Origin of the sequence: Cryobacterium zongtaii, from assembly GCF_002909375.1 — a bacterium.
In the GTDB taxonomy this organism is placed as follows: domain Bacteria; phylum Actinomycetota; class Actinomycetes; order Actinomycetales; family Microbacteriaceae; genus Cryobacterium; species Cryobacterium zongtaii.
This window is the reverse complement of sequence record NZ_PPXD01000013.1, coordinates 26,581-39,829: the sequence shown is the minus strand read 5'-3', so window position 1 is coordinate 39,829 and position 13,249 is coordinate 26,581. Positions and strand designations below refer to the sequence as shown.

At 61.6% G+C, this 13,249-nt stretch carries 15 protein-coding genes and 1 pseudogene; 6 read left to right on the top strand and 10 right to left on the bottom strand.

The features are described 5' to 3' along the window. Positions 1 to 62 precede the first annotated feature (62 nt). Complete coding sequence (locus C3B61_RS09905) at positions 63 to 1,124, bottom strand: DUF3500 domain-containing protein (RefSeq protein ID WP_244285906.1); 1,062 nt, start codon at positions 1,122 to 1,124, stop codon at positions 63 to 65. A 13-nt stretch (positions 1,125 to 1,137) separates the two neighbouring features. On the opposite strand from C3B61_RS09905, the gene C3B61_RS20050 reads away from it, so the two are divergent. After that, a complete protein-coding gene (locus C3B61_RS20050) occupies positions 1,138 to 1,440 on the top strand; it encodes a hypothetical protein (protein WP_165791144.1) in 303 nt (100 codons plus the stop codon). A 144-nt stretch (positions 1,441 to 1,584) separates the two neighbouring features. Here C3B61_RS20050 and C3B61_RS09900 read toward each other — a convergent pair whose 3' ends face one another. Continuing rightward, entirely contained in the window at positions 1,585 to 2,601 is a 1,017-nt protein-coding gene (locus C3B61_RS09900; protein WP_103460466.1) for a LacI family DNA-binding transcriptional regulator, read from the bottom strand. Positions 2,602 to 2,627: 26 nt separating this feature from the next. Between C3B61_RS09900 and C3B61_RS09895 the strand changes: the two genes are divergently transcribed. Continuing rightward, positions 2,628 to 4,052 carry an MFS transporter gene (locus tag C3B61_RS09895; protein WP_341866766.1) on the top strand — a complete coding sequence of 475 codons (1,425 nt, stop codon included), beginning with the start codon at positions 2,628 to 2,630 and terminating at the stop codon, positions 4,050 to 4,052. After that, positions 4,045 to 4,704, top strand: coding sequence for a sugar O-acetyltransferase (locus C3B61_RS09890; protein ID WP_244285905.1), 660 nt, complete (start codon positions 4,045 to 4,047; stop codon positions 4,702 to 4,704). Before C3B61_RS09895 ends, C3B61_RS09890 begins: the two co-directional genes overlap by 8 nt. Positions 4,705 to 4,751: 47 nt before the next feature. Here the strand turns inward: C3B61_RS09890 and C3B61_RS19680 are convergent, their stop codons facing one another. The 4 genes from C3B61_RS19680 to C3B61_RS09875 all read right to left on the bottom strand — a co-directional run bounded on the left by C3B61_RS19680 (position 4,752) and on the right by C3B61_RS09875 (position 8,043). Next, positions 4,752 to 4,910, bottom strand: coding sequence for a hypothetical protein (locus C3B61_RS19680; RefSeq protein ID WP_165791145.1), 159 nt, complete (start codon positions 4,908 to 4,910; stop codon positions 4,752 to 4,754). 456 nt (positions 4,911 to 5,366) lie between these two features. Next, positions 5,367 to 5,999: a recombinase family protein gene (locus C3B61_RS09885; RefSeq protein ID WP_103460464.1), complete on the bottom strand. Its 633-nt coding sequence runs from the start codon at positions 5,997 to 5,999 to the stop codon at positions 5,367 to 5,369. A 410-nt stretch (positions 6,000 to 6,409) separates the two neighbouring features. Further along, positions 6,410 to 7,435, bottom strand: coding sequence for an NAD(P)H-dependent flavin oxidoreductase (locus tag C3B61_RS09880; RefSeq protein WP_103460463.1), 1,026 nt, complete (start codon positions 7,433 to 7,435; stop codon positions 6,410 to 6,412). Continuing rightward, positions 7,432 to 8,043 (bottom strand): flavodoxin family protein, encoded by a 612-nt coding sequence (locus C3B61_RS09875; RefSeq protein WP_103460497.1) that lies wholly within the window; start codon positions 8,041 to 8,043, stop codon positions 7,432 to 7,434. The genes C3B61_RS09880 and C3B61_RS09875 overlap by 4 nt, the downstream gene beginning before the upstream one ends. A 73-nt stretch (positions 8,044 to 8,116) precedes the next feature. Between C3B61_RS09875 and C3B61_RS09870 the strand changes: the two genes are divergently transcribed. Then, complete coding sequence (locus C3B61_RS09870) at positions 8,117 to 8,716, top strand: TetR/AcrR family transcriptional regulator (RefSeq protein ID WP_103460462.1); 600 nt, start codon at positions 8,117 to 8,119, stop codon at positions 8,714 to 8,716. 483 nt (positions 8,717 to 9,199) lie between these two features. Here the strand turns inward: C3B61_RS09870 and C3B61_RS09865 are convergent. Next, positions 9,200 to 9,454, bottom strand: a pseudogene (locus tag C3B61_RS09865) (helix-turn-helix domain-containing protein); the annotation flags it as partial. 114 nt (positions 9,455 to 9,568) lie between these two features. On the opposite strand from C3B61_RS09865, the gene C3B61_RS20370 reads away from it, so the two are divergent. After that, the gene (locus C3B61_RS20370; RefSeq protein WP_482764183.1) at positions 9,569 to 10,072 is read left to right on the top strand and encodes a four-helix bundle copper-binding protein; all 504 of its coding nucleotides are present in this window, start codon (positions 9,569 to 9,571) and stop codon (positions 10,070 to 10,072) included. Here C3B61_RS20370 and C3B61_RS09860 read toward each other — a convergent pair. The 3 genes from C3B61_RS09860 to C3B61_RS09850 form a co-directional block, all read right to left on the bottom strand. After that, positions 10,034 to 10,381 carry a DUF7882 family protein gene (locus C3B61_RS09860; protein ID WP_103460461.1) on the bottom strand — a complete coding sequence of 116 codons (348 nt, stop codon included), beginning with the start codon at positions 10,379 to 10,381 and terminating at the stop codon, positions 10,034 to 10,036. The genes C3B61_RS20370 and C3B61_RS09860 overlap by 39 nt on opposite strands. A gap of 343 nt (positions 10,382 to 10,724) precedes the next feature. Then, complete coding sequence (locus tag C3B61_RS09855; RefSeq protein WP_103460460.1) at positions 10,725 to 11,117, bottom strand: hypothetical protein; 393 nt, start codon at positions 11,115 to 11,117, stop codon at positions 10,725 to 10,727. A 147-nt stretch (positions 11,118 to 11,264) separates the two neighbouring features. After that, positions 11,265 to 11,588, bottom strand: a complete 324-nt coding sequence (locus tag C3B61_RS09850) for a hypothetical protein (protein ID WP_103460459.1) — start codon at positions 11,586 to 11,588, stop codon at positions 11,265 to 11,267. A gap of 634 nt (positions 11,589 to 12,222) precedes the next feature. Between C3B61_RS09850 and C3B61_RS09845 the strand changes: the two genes are divergently transcribed. Continuing rightward, the gene (locus C3B61_RS09845; RefSeq protein WP_103460458.1) at positions 12,223 to 12,537 is read left to right on the top strand and encodes a hypothetical protein; all 315 of its coding nucleotides are present in this window, start codon (positions 12,223 to 12,225) and stop codon (positions 12,535 to 12,537) included. The last annotated feature ends 712 nt before the right edge of the window (positions 12,538 to 13,249 follow it).

Sequence of the window (13,249 nt, the reverse complement as noted above, 5' to 3'; positions counted from 1 at the left end):
TTCTAGAGGCGGTTGACCCGGCTTCGGTAGAAGCCGGGTCAACCGCGCCTGATACATCGGGGTTAGTTGGTGGGCGCGCTGCCTGCGTCCGGAGGGGTACCGCCGCCCATTCCCCCGGTAGCGGCCTGCTGGGTGGCGCTGTTGGCGTAGTCGTTGGTCGGGTCGCGGTAGATGGTGTGCACGTGTCCCCAACCGGACGTGGTGACGCCGTCCACGTCGGCGCCGGCGGAGCCCTGCTGGGCCTGGAAGGAGACGTACACGTTCGCGCCGGAGATCGAGAACGAGATGCCGTCGCCGGTACTCATGTCGTACGTCGTCTCGCCCGACCAGGCGATGACGGTCTTGTCTAGGGTTGCTTCGATTTCGGCCAGTGCCGCGGCGGTGGTTTCCTCATCGGCCATGCCAGCCCAATTGGCGATCACGTCCAGGAGAAGCTGCTTCTGCTCGTCGGTGAGATCGGCACCGGTGAGCCCGGAGCCGGAGGAGAACTCGCAGGTGTCGCCCGGAGCGCACGTGCTCACCTCGCCCGAGGTCAAGGTCGCCTGCTGCTCGGCCGTGAGGCTGTCGAAGAACGCGAAGGCGTCGGTGTAGATCCCGACGAAGGGCTGGACCTCGGTGCCGTCGGCAGCCGTGTAGACGGCCGGCTGGATACCCAGGTGCGTCGGTGCGAAAGTGATGGCGTCGGTGGCGCCGTCGAGCGTGGCATTGATGCCGAGGTGGTGACCGCCGAACTGCACCTCGAAAGCGCTGGTGGCGGACGGGTCTCCGAAGAACGCGATGTAGTACTGGCCGAGCGAACTTTCGGTGCTCGAGCTGTTCTCGGCCAGGTACTCGTCGCCGCCCATGATGCCCGTGACCGTGGCGTAGGCTTCCTCGCTCAGCAGCGACTCGAGCACAGCCAGTGCGGCGGCCTGCTGCTCGGTGGTGAGGTCGGTGAGGTTCAGGCCGGCACGTTCGACGAAGGTGACGGGGAAGTTCGACCAGGATGTGGTCTTGGTTTCGTCGTCGTAGTCGTACACCACGGTCTCGCGCTGCTCATCCGTGAGAGTGGCCAGAAACGCCTCGGCCGCGGCTGCCGCGGCGGCAATCGTGTCCTTGGTAGTAGTCGCGTCGGTCGTCGACACCGTTGCGGCGTCCGTGAGCGCACTGGAGCTGGAGCTGCTGGACGAAGAGCTGGTGGTGGAATCGGTCGTGGTGGTTGCGCAGCCTGCCAGGGCGATGCCACTGGCCAACACCATGGCTATCATCCAGGTCGCTCTCTTCCGCAAGGGCTGCCCAACAGCAGTGGTTGTGGTCTCGTCGATCTTCCTCATGACAATCACGCTATGGACACTGGCTATGCGTCGGCTATGCCGTTCCTATGAAAAACCAAAGAGAGAATGCTGGCGTGAAAGTCCCCCCGCTGCCGGAGACCTCGCAGGCCCAGAAGAGGCCGATTGAACATTCCCTTGTTAGGGCCGACCACCGGAGGTTTGAAGCAAGACCAACGCGTAGATATTCATCCCTTCTTCACTACACGCGATGGTTTCTTGGTTGGGCGCAGCTTAAGCCAACCGCCGTGAACGCCGTCGCCCCGCAGTCGCCTCAGGCGGAATCGCGAACAATAAGTGTGAGGGCAGTGCTTCGACTTTCTTTCTTGCCAGCGGGTGCGCGGCCGAAGAGAATGATGTCGACAAGATCGATGGCGTGCTGAGCAAGTTCGGTTTTATCGATCGCGAGACTTGTGAGCTCAGGGGTGACGAGGGCGCCGACCGCCAACCCGTCAGTCCCGATCACGGCGATGTCGCCGGGTACGGAGATCCCGGATCGTGCGAACTCCTTCAGCGCTCCGATGGCCATCACGTCGTTGTAAACGAGCACGGCATCTGCGCCCGGATAGTTGTCCATGAGTTCACGAGCCGCACGGGCACCGCCTTCGTGGGTTTCGTCGTTTCGGAATTCGGAACTCTCAGTCCACGAGAGTCCGTGTTGGCTGAGGTATCTGCGGTACGAGTCTTTCCGGGCCGAGGCGATGTGGCTGGAATCGATCATGGCAATCTGCCGACGCCCGAGGGCTGTCAGGTGATCAAGAGCCGCGTCGACGCCGGCGGCGTAGTCGATCTCCACATACGCATCGACCCGATCGTCTGCGGATCCGTCGAGCATGACGAGCGGGACACCGTGAGCTTTTCCGCGGATCGCATCGTCGGGGAGCATGTCGACTGTATCCGTGCGGCAGCCGGTCAACACAAGCGCGTCTACGCGGTCCACCAAGGACTCGAGCCGCGATCGAGCTCTCTCCACGTCATCCCCGATGTCTGACAGGATGACGCTCCAGTCGCGCTCGGATGCGATGCGGCTAAGCGCCGACGCAAGCTCGGAATAGAACGGGTTGCGAAGGTCCTCCACGACCAACCCGATCGTCACCTCCCGTCCACGCACCAGGCTTTGGGCGGCGCGATTAGGGCGGTAGTTCAACTCGCGGGCGGCTGCGATGACTCGTTCGCGCGTGGTGGCGCTGATATCGGGAAGGCCGTTGAGGGCTCGGGTGACAGTCTGGCGAGAGACGCCGGCGACGCGAGCCACATCCAGGATGGTGACGGGTGAGCCCTTATTTGCCATGGACCAACCGTACTGCTAGCCTCGCCGTGAACGTTCCCGTGAACGTTCACGGCACTCAATTGAGGACGAGGTTTGTGAACATTTCGAATCCAGGCGGCCCAAGGCTCCGCCCGGCACGTGAGGCCAGGCGCGCGCGCACCGGTGTAGCAGTGCTGTTCGTCGTGAACGGTGCGTTGCTCTCCAATCTTCTTCCGCGCTATCCCGAGATCAAGAGTGACCTTGACCTGAGCAACGTGCTCATCGGGGCCGCCGTCGCCGCACACCCGCTGGGCGCTCTCATCGCAGGGCTCAGTGCCGGCATCCTGGTCCGCCGGTTCCGTTCGTCGAGAGTGGCCATCGGGTCTTCCCTTGTGGCCGCAGCAGCGCTCGTTCTGGCCGGCCTCGCCACCGAATGGGTGATGCTCGCACTAGCTTTCTTCATCGCAGGGGCGATGGACTCGCTCACCGACGTCGCGGCCAACTCGCACGGACTACGTGTCCAGCGATTCTACGGACGATCCATCATCAATTCGTTTCATGCCGTGTGGTCGATCGGTGCCGTCGCCGGGGGCCTTACCGGCGCCGCCGCCGCCAGCCTCGGCGTTCCGTTGGGATCGCACATCGTAATTGCAGCAATCGTTCTCGGGCTCGCGGCGTTAGCCTCTTCCCGCCTTCTCCTGCCGGGATCCGAGCCGGACCCGGTTGCCGTCGTCGAATGCTTGTCGGCTGCGGAGGTTGAGAAAAGTCTCTTCCCTGCAGCGCGACGGCGGGCCACTTTTTTCGCGCGGTACGGGGTTCTGCTCGCCTTTGTCATCATTGCCGCCGGCGGTGCGATCGTTGAAGAGGCGGGGTCTTCATGGTCGGCCATCTATCTCTCAGGCACCCTCGGCGCGACCGCGTTCGCAGCTGGTCTCGGCTTCATCACCCTCCAAAGCACGCAGGTCATCGGCCGCCTCCTCGGCGATCGCATGGTCGACCGATTCGGTCAGCGCGCAGTAGCCCGCGCGGGCGGGTTCATGGTGTTCGTCGGTATGGGCACCGCCCTGGCCTACCCCAGCGTGATCATCACAATCCTGGGGTTCGGGCTCGCAGGATTCGGCGTCGCCACATTGATTCCCGGCGCCATGCACGCCGCCGACGAATTGCCCGGACTGCGCCCCGGCACAGGCCTCACTCTCGTCAGTTGGCTACTACGCGTGGGCTTTCTCATATCCCCGCTCATAGTCGGAGCCGTTGCCGATGCTTCGTCTCTTCGATTCGGTCTCGTGCTCGTACCGATCGCGGGTGTCGTGGTAATCGTCTTCGCGGTCGCCTTCCCCGTACGAACGACTCAGTCACTCGACTCGACGGCCACACACACGTTTTCGGAATGCCTCGAATGCCAACACGACTCTGATCGCTTCCTTCTTTCGAATCCCGACGAGACAATCCCTGCCATATCAACCCACAAGAGAGAGACAAACAATGAGTGAAACCGCCCAGGTAACCGAGGACCAAACGATGGATGCCCGCGAACGCGACGTCCGCAACCGGATGGACCAGCACCAGCTCTACACCGACGCCGGCGCCGGCCTGGAAGCACTGACCGAAGAGCGACTTCGCGGCAAGGACCTTGCCGACGACTTCAACGCAACCCGGGCCCGAGACGAAAGCGGACGCCAACGCATCTTGCACGCACTGTTCGGCAGCATGGGCGAAAACGTGTGGGTCGAGCCACCTCTCCGTGTCGCCTACGGCAACCACGTGCACGTCGGCCACACGGTGTACGCCAACTTCAATCTCACACTCGTCGATGATGTCGACATCTATATCGGCGACCGCGTCATGTTCGCCCCCAACGTAACCATCACCACCACGGGACATCCGGTGCATCCCGAACTCCGCCGCGACGGATCCCAGTTCTCCGCCCCGGTGCACATCGAGGACGATGTCTGGATCGGCGCCGGCGCAATTATCCTTCCAGGCATCACTATCGGCGCCGGCGCAATCGTGGGCGCAGGAAGCATCGTCACGGCCAACGTCCCCGCCAACGTGGTCGTCGCGGGCTCTCCGGCCCGAATCATCCGATCGATCACCGACGGCGACCGGCAGTTCTCGTACCGCGCGCCGCGCGACCTCAAGTAGTCTCGATCCCAGCGCACGCGCTGCCCTCGGCAAAGCGCGCCCTGGGGTCAGAGTGAGGTGGTGTCCGTTGCCGGCGGGTTCTCGTTGGGAGTATCGCTGTCGGTGTACTCGCCCTCTGCCTGCGACTCGTCGGCGTCAATTTCCGGCGTGCCGGCCGCTGCCTCGGAATCGGTGTATTCGCCATCAGCGTCGTCGTTGATTTTCATGGTTCTCCCTCTCGAACGGAGAATCAGTCTATGTCGCTGGACTGGCCAGGGACAGGCGTACGTGATGTGCCGTGTCCCCTGTCCGCCTGCGGACGACCCTACGGGATCCGGGAACGCTGCCCTTCGACGCCCCGGCAACAGTCGAAAGTAGTCCCTTAGACGTAGGGCAGCTTCTACTTCAAAACGGCGCACTGTCTCTGGCGTTGGCTAGCTTCCCCCTGAATCAAGAACGGGCCTGGCTCAGGCTTGTCTCCGGCTGCAGCTACGCAGTTATCGCGATCGAACTCGTCGTTCCAGAGTCGACAATGCGCGGATTACTCGCCCGATCGCGTCACACCCTCGCCGACGATCTGGCCGCCTGGCGCTAGCCAATAGCCGACGCCCGACGCGCGCAGCGCCGCCCGCGACGCCCTCCGGCTGTGACTTTCGGCGCTCATTGGCGGCGTTCTGTGATCGCTATTTGGCGTCGACGGCTGTTCGGGAGTCGTCCACAGCGGATTGATTAGGCAGGAGCCCCAGGGCACGTGCACGGCGGTAGAACGTCGCTCTGGACATTCCAAGATCGCGCGCGACCTGGGCCGCTGTATCACCGCGTTCTATGAGATGGCGGGCGTTGCGGATCTGGTTGTCGGTGATAACCCGCGGGCGGCCGCCCAGATCCTTGCCGGCATCGCGGCGCTTGGCGATCGAGTCGACTACGCGCTCTCGTTTGATTTCGTGTTCCATCTGACCGAGCGCAGCCATGATCGTGAACAGCATGGAACCCATAGGCGTCGCTGTGTCGACATCGCCGCCGCCCAGGTTCAGCACGCGCAGGCCGGTGCCGCGGCCTCGGAGCTCTTCGGCGAAGGCGAGCATGTTCCGTGTCGATCGCCCAAGCCGGTCCAGGGTCGTGATGACGAGAGTGTCGCCCGCCTCGAGGGCGACGACCGCGCTGTCGAAGGCCGGCCGCGAGGCCAGAGCGCCGGAAACACCGTGGTCGACGTAGAGGTCATCACGTCGGACACCAGCGGCCAAAAGGTCCATCTCTTGCCGATCGGTGAATTGCTTGCGCGTCGATACGCGCGCGTAGCCGATCAACTTCGTCACGGTGCTCCTATGGTGTCTCACAACTAACGGCGAGTACCGCTATTCAAGCAGGAGGTTATGCGACGTAGTTACGAGACCCGCCGGTCCGCAAGATTGCGGCGATGGTGAGGAGGTGCAGATCACGGCCGTGAGACGTCTTATATCTCTAGGGATATGACGCGTCTCACGAGCTGATTTCGGTCGGCGTTAACAGCCACGAGCGATCCCCAGTCTCGTAACCAATGGGTTTGAGACAGAAGGGTTACGAGACAGCGGTCGACGGACGAGCGTTCTCGCAACGTGGGTCCAGAAATATGGACGACGCAGCAGCTCGAGAACACCTAATTCGAAGCCGAGGCAAAGGCGCCGTATGGCAGCTCCTCCGATGGAGCGGACCAGAGGAGCTGCCGTTCTAGCGAGTTAGCATGGGTTCATACGAGGGACTCCATATACTCCGCGGCCGACATTCTGCCAGCGAGGGGTGCGGCTTGTCCTGCCCACAGGTTGAGGTAGTCGCTCTCGCCGAGTTGTGCCGCGGCCTTGCGCAGCGGCTGCATGAGCGCGTTTTGTAGCGGGTACGGTGGAACGGCGCCTTCTTCGGCTGAAAGTTCTCTGATGAGGGAGTTCACGATGCCGCGAGCGTGGCGTCCGGAGAAGAGGCGAGTCAAGACGGTGGTTTCCGCATCTGAACTTGCGAGCATTTTGCGGTGTACGTCGCTCGCTCCTGACTCTGCCGTGGCGAGGAAGCCGGTGCCGATCTGCACCCCATCTGCTCCGAGAGCGTGTGCCGCGAGAATGCCGCGCCGATCGGCTACTCCTCCGGCAGCCACCACTGGGATGTCAACCGCGTCTGCGACCTGCGGGATGAGCGAAAAGGTGCCGACCAATGACTCTTCTACCGGGCTGAGGAACGCACCTCGATGGCCGCCCGCATCGCTGCCGGACGCAATGACGGCATCGAGCCCGGACGCTTCAATGACTCTGGCCTCTGCGACTGTGGTCGCCGTACCAATCAGCACGATTCCTTTGATTTTGGCTCGCTCGACGGCCCATACGGGCGGAAGCCCCATTACGAAACTGATGCTCGGTGGCGAGGAATCGAGAAGCGAATCAAGCTGCTCATCGAAGTTCGGTGCAGCCTCGACCGTCCCCGTCCATTCGACTCCCAAGCGCGCATAAAGTGGTGCAAGTCGCTTGATGTGTGGGGCTAGGTCGACAAGATCCTGCTCTCCCGGCTGCGGGACCCACAGATTGATCGAAAAGGGTGCGAGAGTCTGCGCGCGGATTCTTTCGACCACATCACGAATCTCGCCCGGAGAAAGGATGTGAGCACCGAACGAGCCCAGCCCACCAGAATTCGACACCGCGGAAACTAGGCTCACACGGGAAATCCCACCACCGAAGGGCCCCTGCACGATCGGATGCGCAATCTTCAACAGCGAGCTTAATCGGTTCATTCGCGCACCCCCGCGGCAGGCAGGCTACGCAGCCGAGTGGCAACCTCAGCTACTCGCCGCCCCAAATACTCAGCGGTTCGCAGATCGGCCTCGGGCGGAGCGATAGCCGACGACGCATCCGAGGGCGATTGCGCCATCGCTCCGAGGAAACCGCCGAGGCGGTTGAGATCGTCGATACTCCCATTCGAGGAGTACAACCATCCGGGAGGAAGACCCAGCGAAACCCAGTGCATGCCGTGTTGCGCCGCCAGCAGCGACAGAGACGTCAACGTGTTGAGCTTGTCGCCGTTGACTCCAGCCGAGTTGGTGAACCCAGCAGCTACCTTGTCCTTCCAACCCTGAACAACCCACACAGAAGCGCTCGCTTCAGCGAAAGCCTGAAATACAGCCGATTGGCTCCCCATGTAGGTAGGTGCTCCGAAGATGATCGCGTCTGCGGCCGACAGGCCGGCCCACAGTGCGTCATTGAGTTCGGCGACGTTGAACAACGAGGCCGAGCTTCCCGGGTTTTGTCGCGCACCCGCCACGATTGCTTGCGCGTGACGCTCGGTGTGCCCATAGCCGCTGTGATATGCCACGGCCACTTCGATGCTTGGTTGATCATTCATATTCATCCCCTCGATATGCCGAAACTAGACGACTGGTCAACTATACATATTTGACCGGTCGTATACTGCTCTTATGGGTCGAACAAGCGATGCGCCACAACAGCTGGTCGAAGCGGCGAGGAGTCTCCTGCACGACCGCGGATACTCAGCCATCGGCGTAGCGGAGATTTGCGAGCGCGCCAACGTGCGCAAGGGCAGTTTTTACTATTTCTTTCCCTCTAAGCAGGCACTCACGGTTGCGACGCTCCGCACTACTTGGGCGGCGGAGAGAGGTCGCTGGCTCGAACTCCTCGATGACGAGGATGGCTTGAGAGGGCTCGAGACGCTCTTCCGCGAACAAGCGGGCATTCAGCTCGAACATCACGTCTCGACAGGTTCAATAATCGGTTGCCTCTATGGCAACTTAGCGTTGGAGACTGGCGCCAGTGAAGCGGATCTTCGTAGTTGCCTCAGGGAAATATTCGACGATCAAAGTCAACTCGTATTCAGCGCGCTCTCTAAAGCGGCTTCCGTCGGCACATTGTCAATGAATAGAGTAACCATGGAGACCGGAAGAGGCCTCATTGCGCAATTAGAGGGCGCCGTGCTCTTGGCAAAACTCTATGATGACCCGTCGCGACTGGCGAACCTCTGGCAACAAATGGCCGGGTTGCTCGGCATTGCGCGGTCATAGGTCTTCATCCGTAGAGCCGCTCACCTGTCGGTGTTGGCGATTCATGTCGCGCCACGTCAGCTCGCGCCGCTCCGATCCGTTATCTCGCACGTGATGCTCGCCCAAGCTTTGACGAAGAACGGGCCGTTGCGCCGCCGATCAGCAACGGCACCGTCTTAGGGGCATAAGACGACTCACGGCCGTGATCTGCACTTTTTCAAAATCACAGGAATCTCGCTGAGCGACGAGTCTCGTTGCTACTTCGCATAACTATTTGCTTGAATTGCGGTACTCACCGCTAGTTATGAGACGCCCCAGGAGCAGGCCTCGAGGCCGGCGACACGCTCCTGATCACGACGCTGAACTGGCTGGTGGCGATTAACGCAGAACATGCCTTGGGCACCAACTATCCCGACCATCAGCACCAAGATTCAGCGGCGTCCCGCTCACAGATTCGGCCTGGCGCGTCCCACTCAGGAGGCGCTCGCCTCGACTGAGGGTCCGTCAGGCCTCGGCGCGGAGGTAGGCATAGACGGTCTCGCGGCTGATTCCGAAGTCGCGCGCGAGAGCAGCTTTCGGCACGCCGGCGACGGCCTTCTCGCGCAGTTCCGCAGCTCGAGCCTTATCGAGGGACGGAGTGCGGCCACGGTAGACGCCGCGCGCCTTTGCCGGTGCAATGTCCTCGCGTTGACGTTCGCGGATCAACGATCGCTCAAACTCCGCAAAGGCCCCCATGACGTTCAGCAGCAGGACCGCCACCGTCCGATAGGGGATCGACTAGCGAACTATCCCCCTCAGCCGGCATCCCGTATCGAACTTCCGCCATAACGGTCAAGGGGGGTGTCGGCGTGCAGCGGCGCTAGCGTGATCCTTATGCTCCGCAGCGACCTGATTGGCGCTCTGATCCAAGAGCGGATAAGTACCTGCGAAGAAGCATGCGACGAACTGGTCCGTGTGAGCGAGCTCTGCGCAGAGGAATGTCTAACGTTGCCCGGTGATGGAGAAATCACAACGTGTTTCCTAGCACACTTGTACTGCGTTGAGATTGGACTTGTGACGGCCAGGGTTCTTTCATGGACGACCAGCGCTAATCACGCAGGAGCGATTCTAATCCTGGATGCCTGCGTGGAAGCCTGCATAGAGTCCGTGATTGCATGTGAGCGAATGGCTCAGCTCCACCCCAACTGGGTAACCTGCACACAAGCGTGCCATCGTGTGAGTAACGCCTGCACCGACCTGCACCGACCTGCGAGTGGCCCTATCCGCCCGATAGACGATCGTCTTCCGACCGCTCTGGTGGCTGGCTCTGGTGGCTGGCTCTGCTGGACCTTGTGTGCGCTAAATAGGGCCAATGCTGCCCCGTCGTTGGCGGGTTAATTCCCGGACGAGCGGGCGCGGTTCTGGCATGACCGTCATGCCCTCAGGCGTGTTTGCAGACTTGACTAACGCTTCGACCCACTTCGAATCGAGGAGAGGCCCTCGGCCATCGGCGAACTTGAAGAAGAGTGGGGCGCCGGGGAATATCCAGATCGAACCCCACCCTCCGTCACCGTCCGTCTCATCCTTCCAGGAGAGATGAAAGCTCTCTCTTAGGTGGAGCTTGACCCCGATGGCGACCTGAAGATGAGCGAGTGTCCAGTCGTTGAAACAGATTGTGAGGCCCGAGTCGTACGTCAGGGTTCCCATGAGCTTTCCTTTCGTGCAGTGACTATGGCCGGACCATAACCCCACTACGTAGCCTCCGGGAGGGGGTTGCGCGCTCCCGCGCTACTGTGCGTTCCATACTGCTCGGCGACGTAACGAGCACCCTGATTCAGGAGCGGATAGCAGCAGAACCGACGACGGCAGCGCCGTTCGTGTCGCGGATGACCTTGTGGCCGTAGCCGTCCTTAGTCCCAAAGCGCACGTAACCGTCATCAGCAATTGCGCCAGCCCATATCCAGCAGTCATCGGCAGCAGGTCCATTGACGACGTGCGACCAGAAGCGTTTGGGCTCTGGGCTTTCAGTTCTCCCCGTCGAGGGCTGGGCCTAAGCCGTCTCTTTCACTTCATCGAACCAACACACGACGCCGTTCGCCGCTTGGGCCTTACCGACAAGGTCGGCTGTTTCTGCGGCGGAGGCCGCCGCAATTTTGAGAAGAAGCGTTACCTGCTCGCTCGCACCGGCGGCCGTAGCGGGAACACCGTAGAGACCATGTCCGTCTGTGCCGCTGCAATGGGTGCCCTCGACTGCATCCCTGTGCCAGGTCGCTAACTGTGTGCAAACCTGGGCGAGCGACTGCTGTGCGATTTGAAGGGCGCCCAGCAGCTCGTACGAATCAGAGGGGCGCGGCACCGTTCGCGTGGCATGCGCAAGCGACCGGGCGAGCCCGGCCAGCTCATCCGCAATCTTGATCTGTGAGCCGTCTTCGTTAGCTGACATTGAGTCTCCTGGTCGATAGTTCTACTGGGTGAGCTGGTACACACGCTGATAAGAGACGCCACGCACTACGTCGATATCGCGCATTGTGTAGCCGTGCGCCTCGAGGCGGCGCGCGACGGTGCGGCGGCGCCGCCCGCGGATGGGGATTTATCTGGACACAGTGGTCGCCGTTCCTCGGGCTAGGCGCTCCGTCTGAGCGTCATGCTTGGCGTGGCGCTCCGCTGTTCCAATGATGATTGACCAAGGCGAGCCGTCAAGCCCTGACAACATCGCCGCGTTTTGCCAGACGTATAGCCACAGGCCGCACATGGCCTCGTCCGCCGCGGCCGGGGACTTCAGATAGTGATTGCAGATCGCAAACGTCGGAACACTCAACTGATCGTAGATCAGACCGAACGCAGCCTGACTGCCCGAAGCCATGCTCAGCATCAGCTTCTGCTGATCGGATGCTTCGGACAATGGCGTCACCACACTATGCCGCTTCGAACGCCAGAATCGAATATCACCGCGCTACACAGAGGACCTCCGCTGCTGGCATGCACGGGCTCACGGCCGGCGAGGGGCCAAAGCTTGTGACCGGTCGATCTACACCCGATACCATTTGAGTCGCTACGCCCACAGCACTCGCCGCCGGCACAGTCCGGCCCCACTCCTGCCGCAGAACCCACACCCCTTAGAGGGATATAACCCGACTGCAACTGATTTACCGTCGACATGAACGGTGCAGTACTTCCTCCTGCTGGATACAAACCGAATTCCTCCAGTTTCCTCTGACGCTGCCGGCATTTACTGGCTGCGCCCCGATGCGTGCACTGCCCTGCACACAACTCACCGTACTCCTGGGCCCACTGCGACCCCTCGCGATCGCGACTGGCACCGCATCAACGGCGACCAGGCCGTTGATGTCGACCAGGGCAATAAATGACATCTCGACCCACGTATCCCGGCCGACAAACAGCCTGAAGAGGCCGCCTATGGGCGGCGCGCATCCGCTCGGTTGGGGTCCGGCTTACGGGCACTCGTGAGGGAAGTACTTCGGAAACGGATCAAGCCAAGGGCCGCTATACACAGTTGGTCATGCGGTGAATACATGCGACTATGACGCATGATCGACGAAGAATTCAGTGCAGCGTTGAGGGCCTACCACGAGGCTTGGCATCAGTACCGTTACGACCCAGCGCGCCAGCGCGGGGAGGCTGTGCTGAAGGAGCGATTCTTAGCGGCGGTCGGCTCCGAGCGAGGTCCGGAGTTGTGGGCCGCTATCCGCGCGTTGCAGGCTGAAGCGGACCGTGTGCCTGATCTGGGCGGACCGCTCACAAACTACATCGACGCGATCTACGCTTGGGCAGCCACCCATCCCGAGGTCGACCCCAGCGGAATGCGCGCAATCATCGACCCACTGATCTTTGATCACCGGTAAATCGCTCGGGCTACTTCGACGATGTGGTGGTGAATAATCCGCTCGAAGACGAGTGTCCGCGAAGGACACCAGGGAAGAAACCGCTTGATGTCACCTCCCCTCCCCTCCACGAGACGAGTCGATCCCTCACTTGTCTACTAGACCGGTGAGGGATGGGATACGAGACGTAGGAAATCGCCTGTTGGCGCGACGCGCGGCAGGTGACTTGTCGCGCATCTGGACCTGTCTCGCATCCGTAGGGCGATTTCAAACGGTGGAAGCAACAGGGGCTATTTCCTTCCTCGAGACTAGCTCGCTGAGCAGGTCAGCCAGGGTGCTGCGTTTTGGTCGATGCGCCAACTGCGTACAGGAGCAAAGCGTCACGTTTCCCTTCTGTCCGCGAGAGCGTCAGTGCGACCATGGCGGTGCCTTCAGGGGGACTGGGCCGCTATCGAGGCATACCCGATGTGGCCCACGCCACGCCGCTGGATTGGCAACCCACGTTGATACCGACGGTCATCCGAAGTGCCATGGATACGGACCATGGGTGAACACCGCTATAAGCAGTCCCCAGAGCGCCCCCAGAAGAAGCGCGATTATGATCCGAAGACCGTGTGGTTTCATCCAGGGGACGGCAGCGAGAGCGACAGCCATGACAACGGCCGCCCAGATGCAAGCGCCAACTGCGATGCCCACAGAATCGAGGGATAGGCCCCAGCCGCCGCCACTGCAG

Coding starts and splice junctions, on each gene's coding strand:
- C3B61_RS09900 (WP_103460466.1), bottom strand. CDS start 2,601: ATGGCAAATAAGGGCTCACCCGTCACCATCCTGGATGTGGCTCGCGTC.
- C3B61_RS09890 (WP_244285905.1), top strand. CDS start 4,045: ATGAGTGAAACCGCCCAGGTAACCGAGGACCAAACGATGGATGCCCGC.
- C3B61_RS19680 (WP_165791145.1), bottom strand. CDS start 4,910: ATGAAAATCAACGACGACGCTGATGGCGAATACACCGATTCCGAGGCA.
- C3B61_RS09880 (WP_103460463.1), bottom strand. CDS start 7,435: ATGAACCGATTAAGCTCGCTGTTGAAGATTGCGCATCCGATCGTGCAG.
- C3B61_RS09875 (WP_103460497.1), bottom strand. CDS start 8,043: ATGAATGATCAACCAAGCATCGAAGTGGCCGTGGCATATCACAGCGGC.
- C3B61_RS09870 (WP_103460462.1), top strand. CDS start 8,117: ATGGGTCGAACAAGCGATGCGCCACAACAGCTGGTCGAAGCGGCGAGG.
- C3B61_RS20370 (WP_482764183.1), top strand. CDS start 9,569: ATGCTCCGCAGCGACCTGATTGGCGCTCTGATCCAAGAGCGGATAAGT.
- C3B61_RS09860 (WP_103460461.1), bottom strand. CDS start 10,381: ATGGGAACCCTGACGTACGACTCGGGCCTCACAATCTGTTTCAACGAC.
- C3B61_RS09855 (WP_103460460.1), bottom strand. CDS start 11,117: ATGTCAGCTAACGAAGACGGCTCACAGATCAAGATTGCGGATGAGCTG.
- C3B61_RS09845 (WP_103460458.1), top strand. CDS start 12,223: ATGATCGACGAAGAATTCAGTGCAGCGTTGAGGGCCTACCACGAGGCT.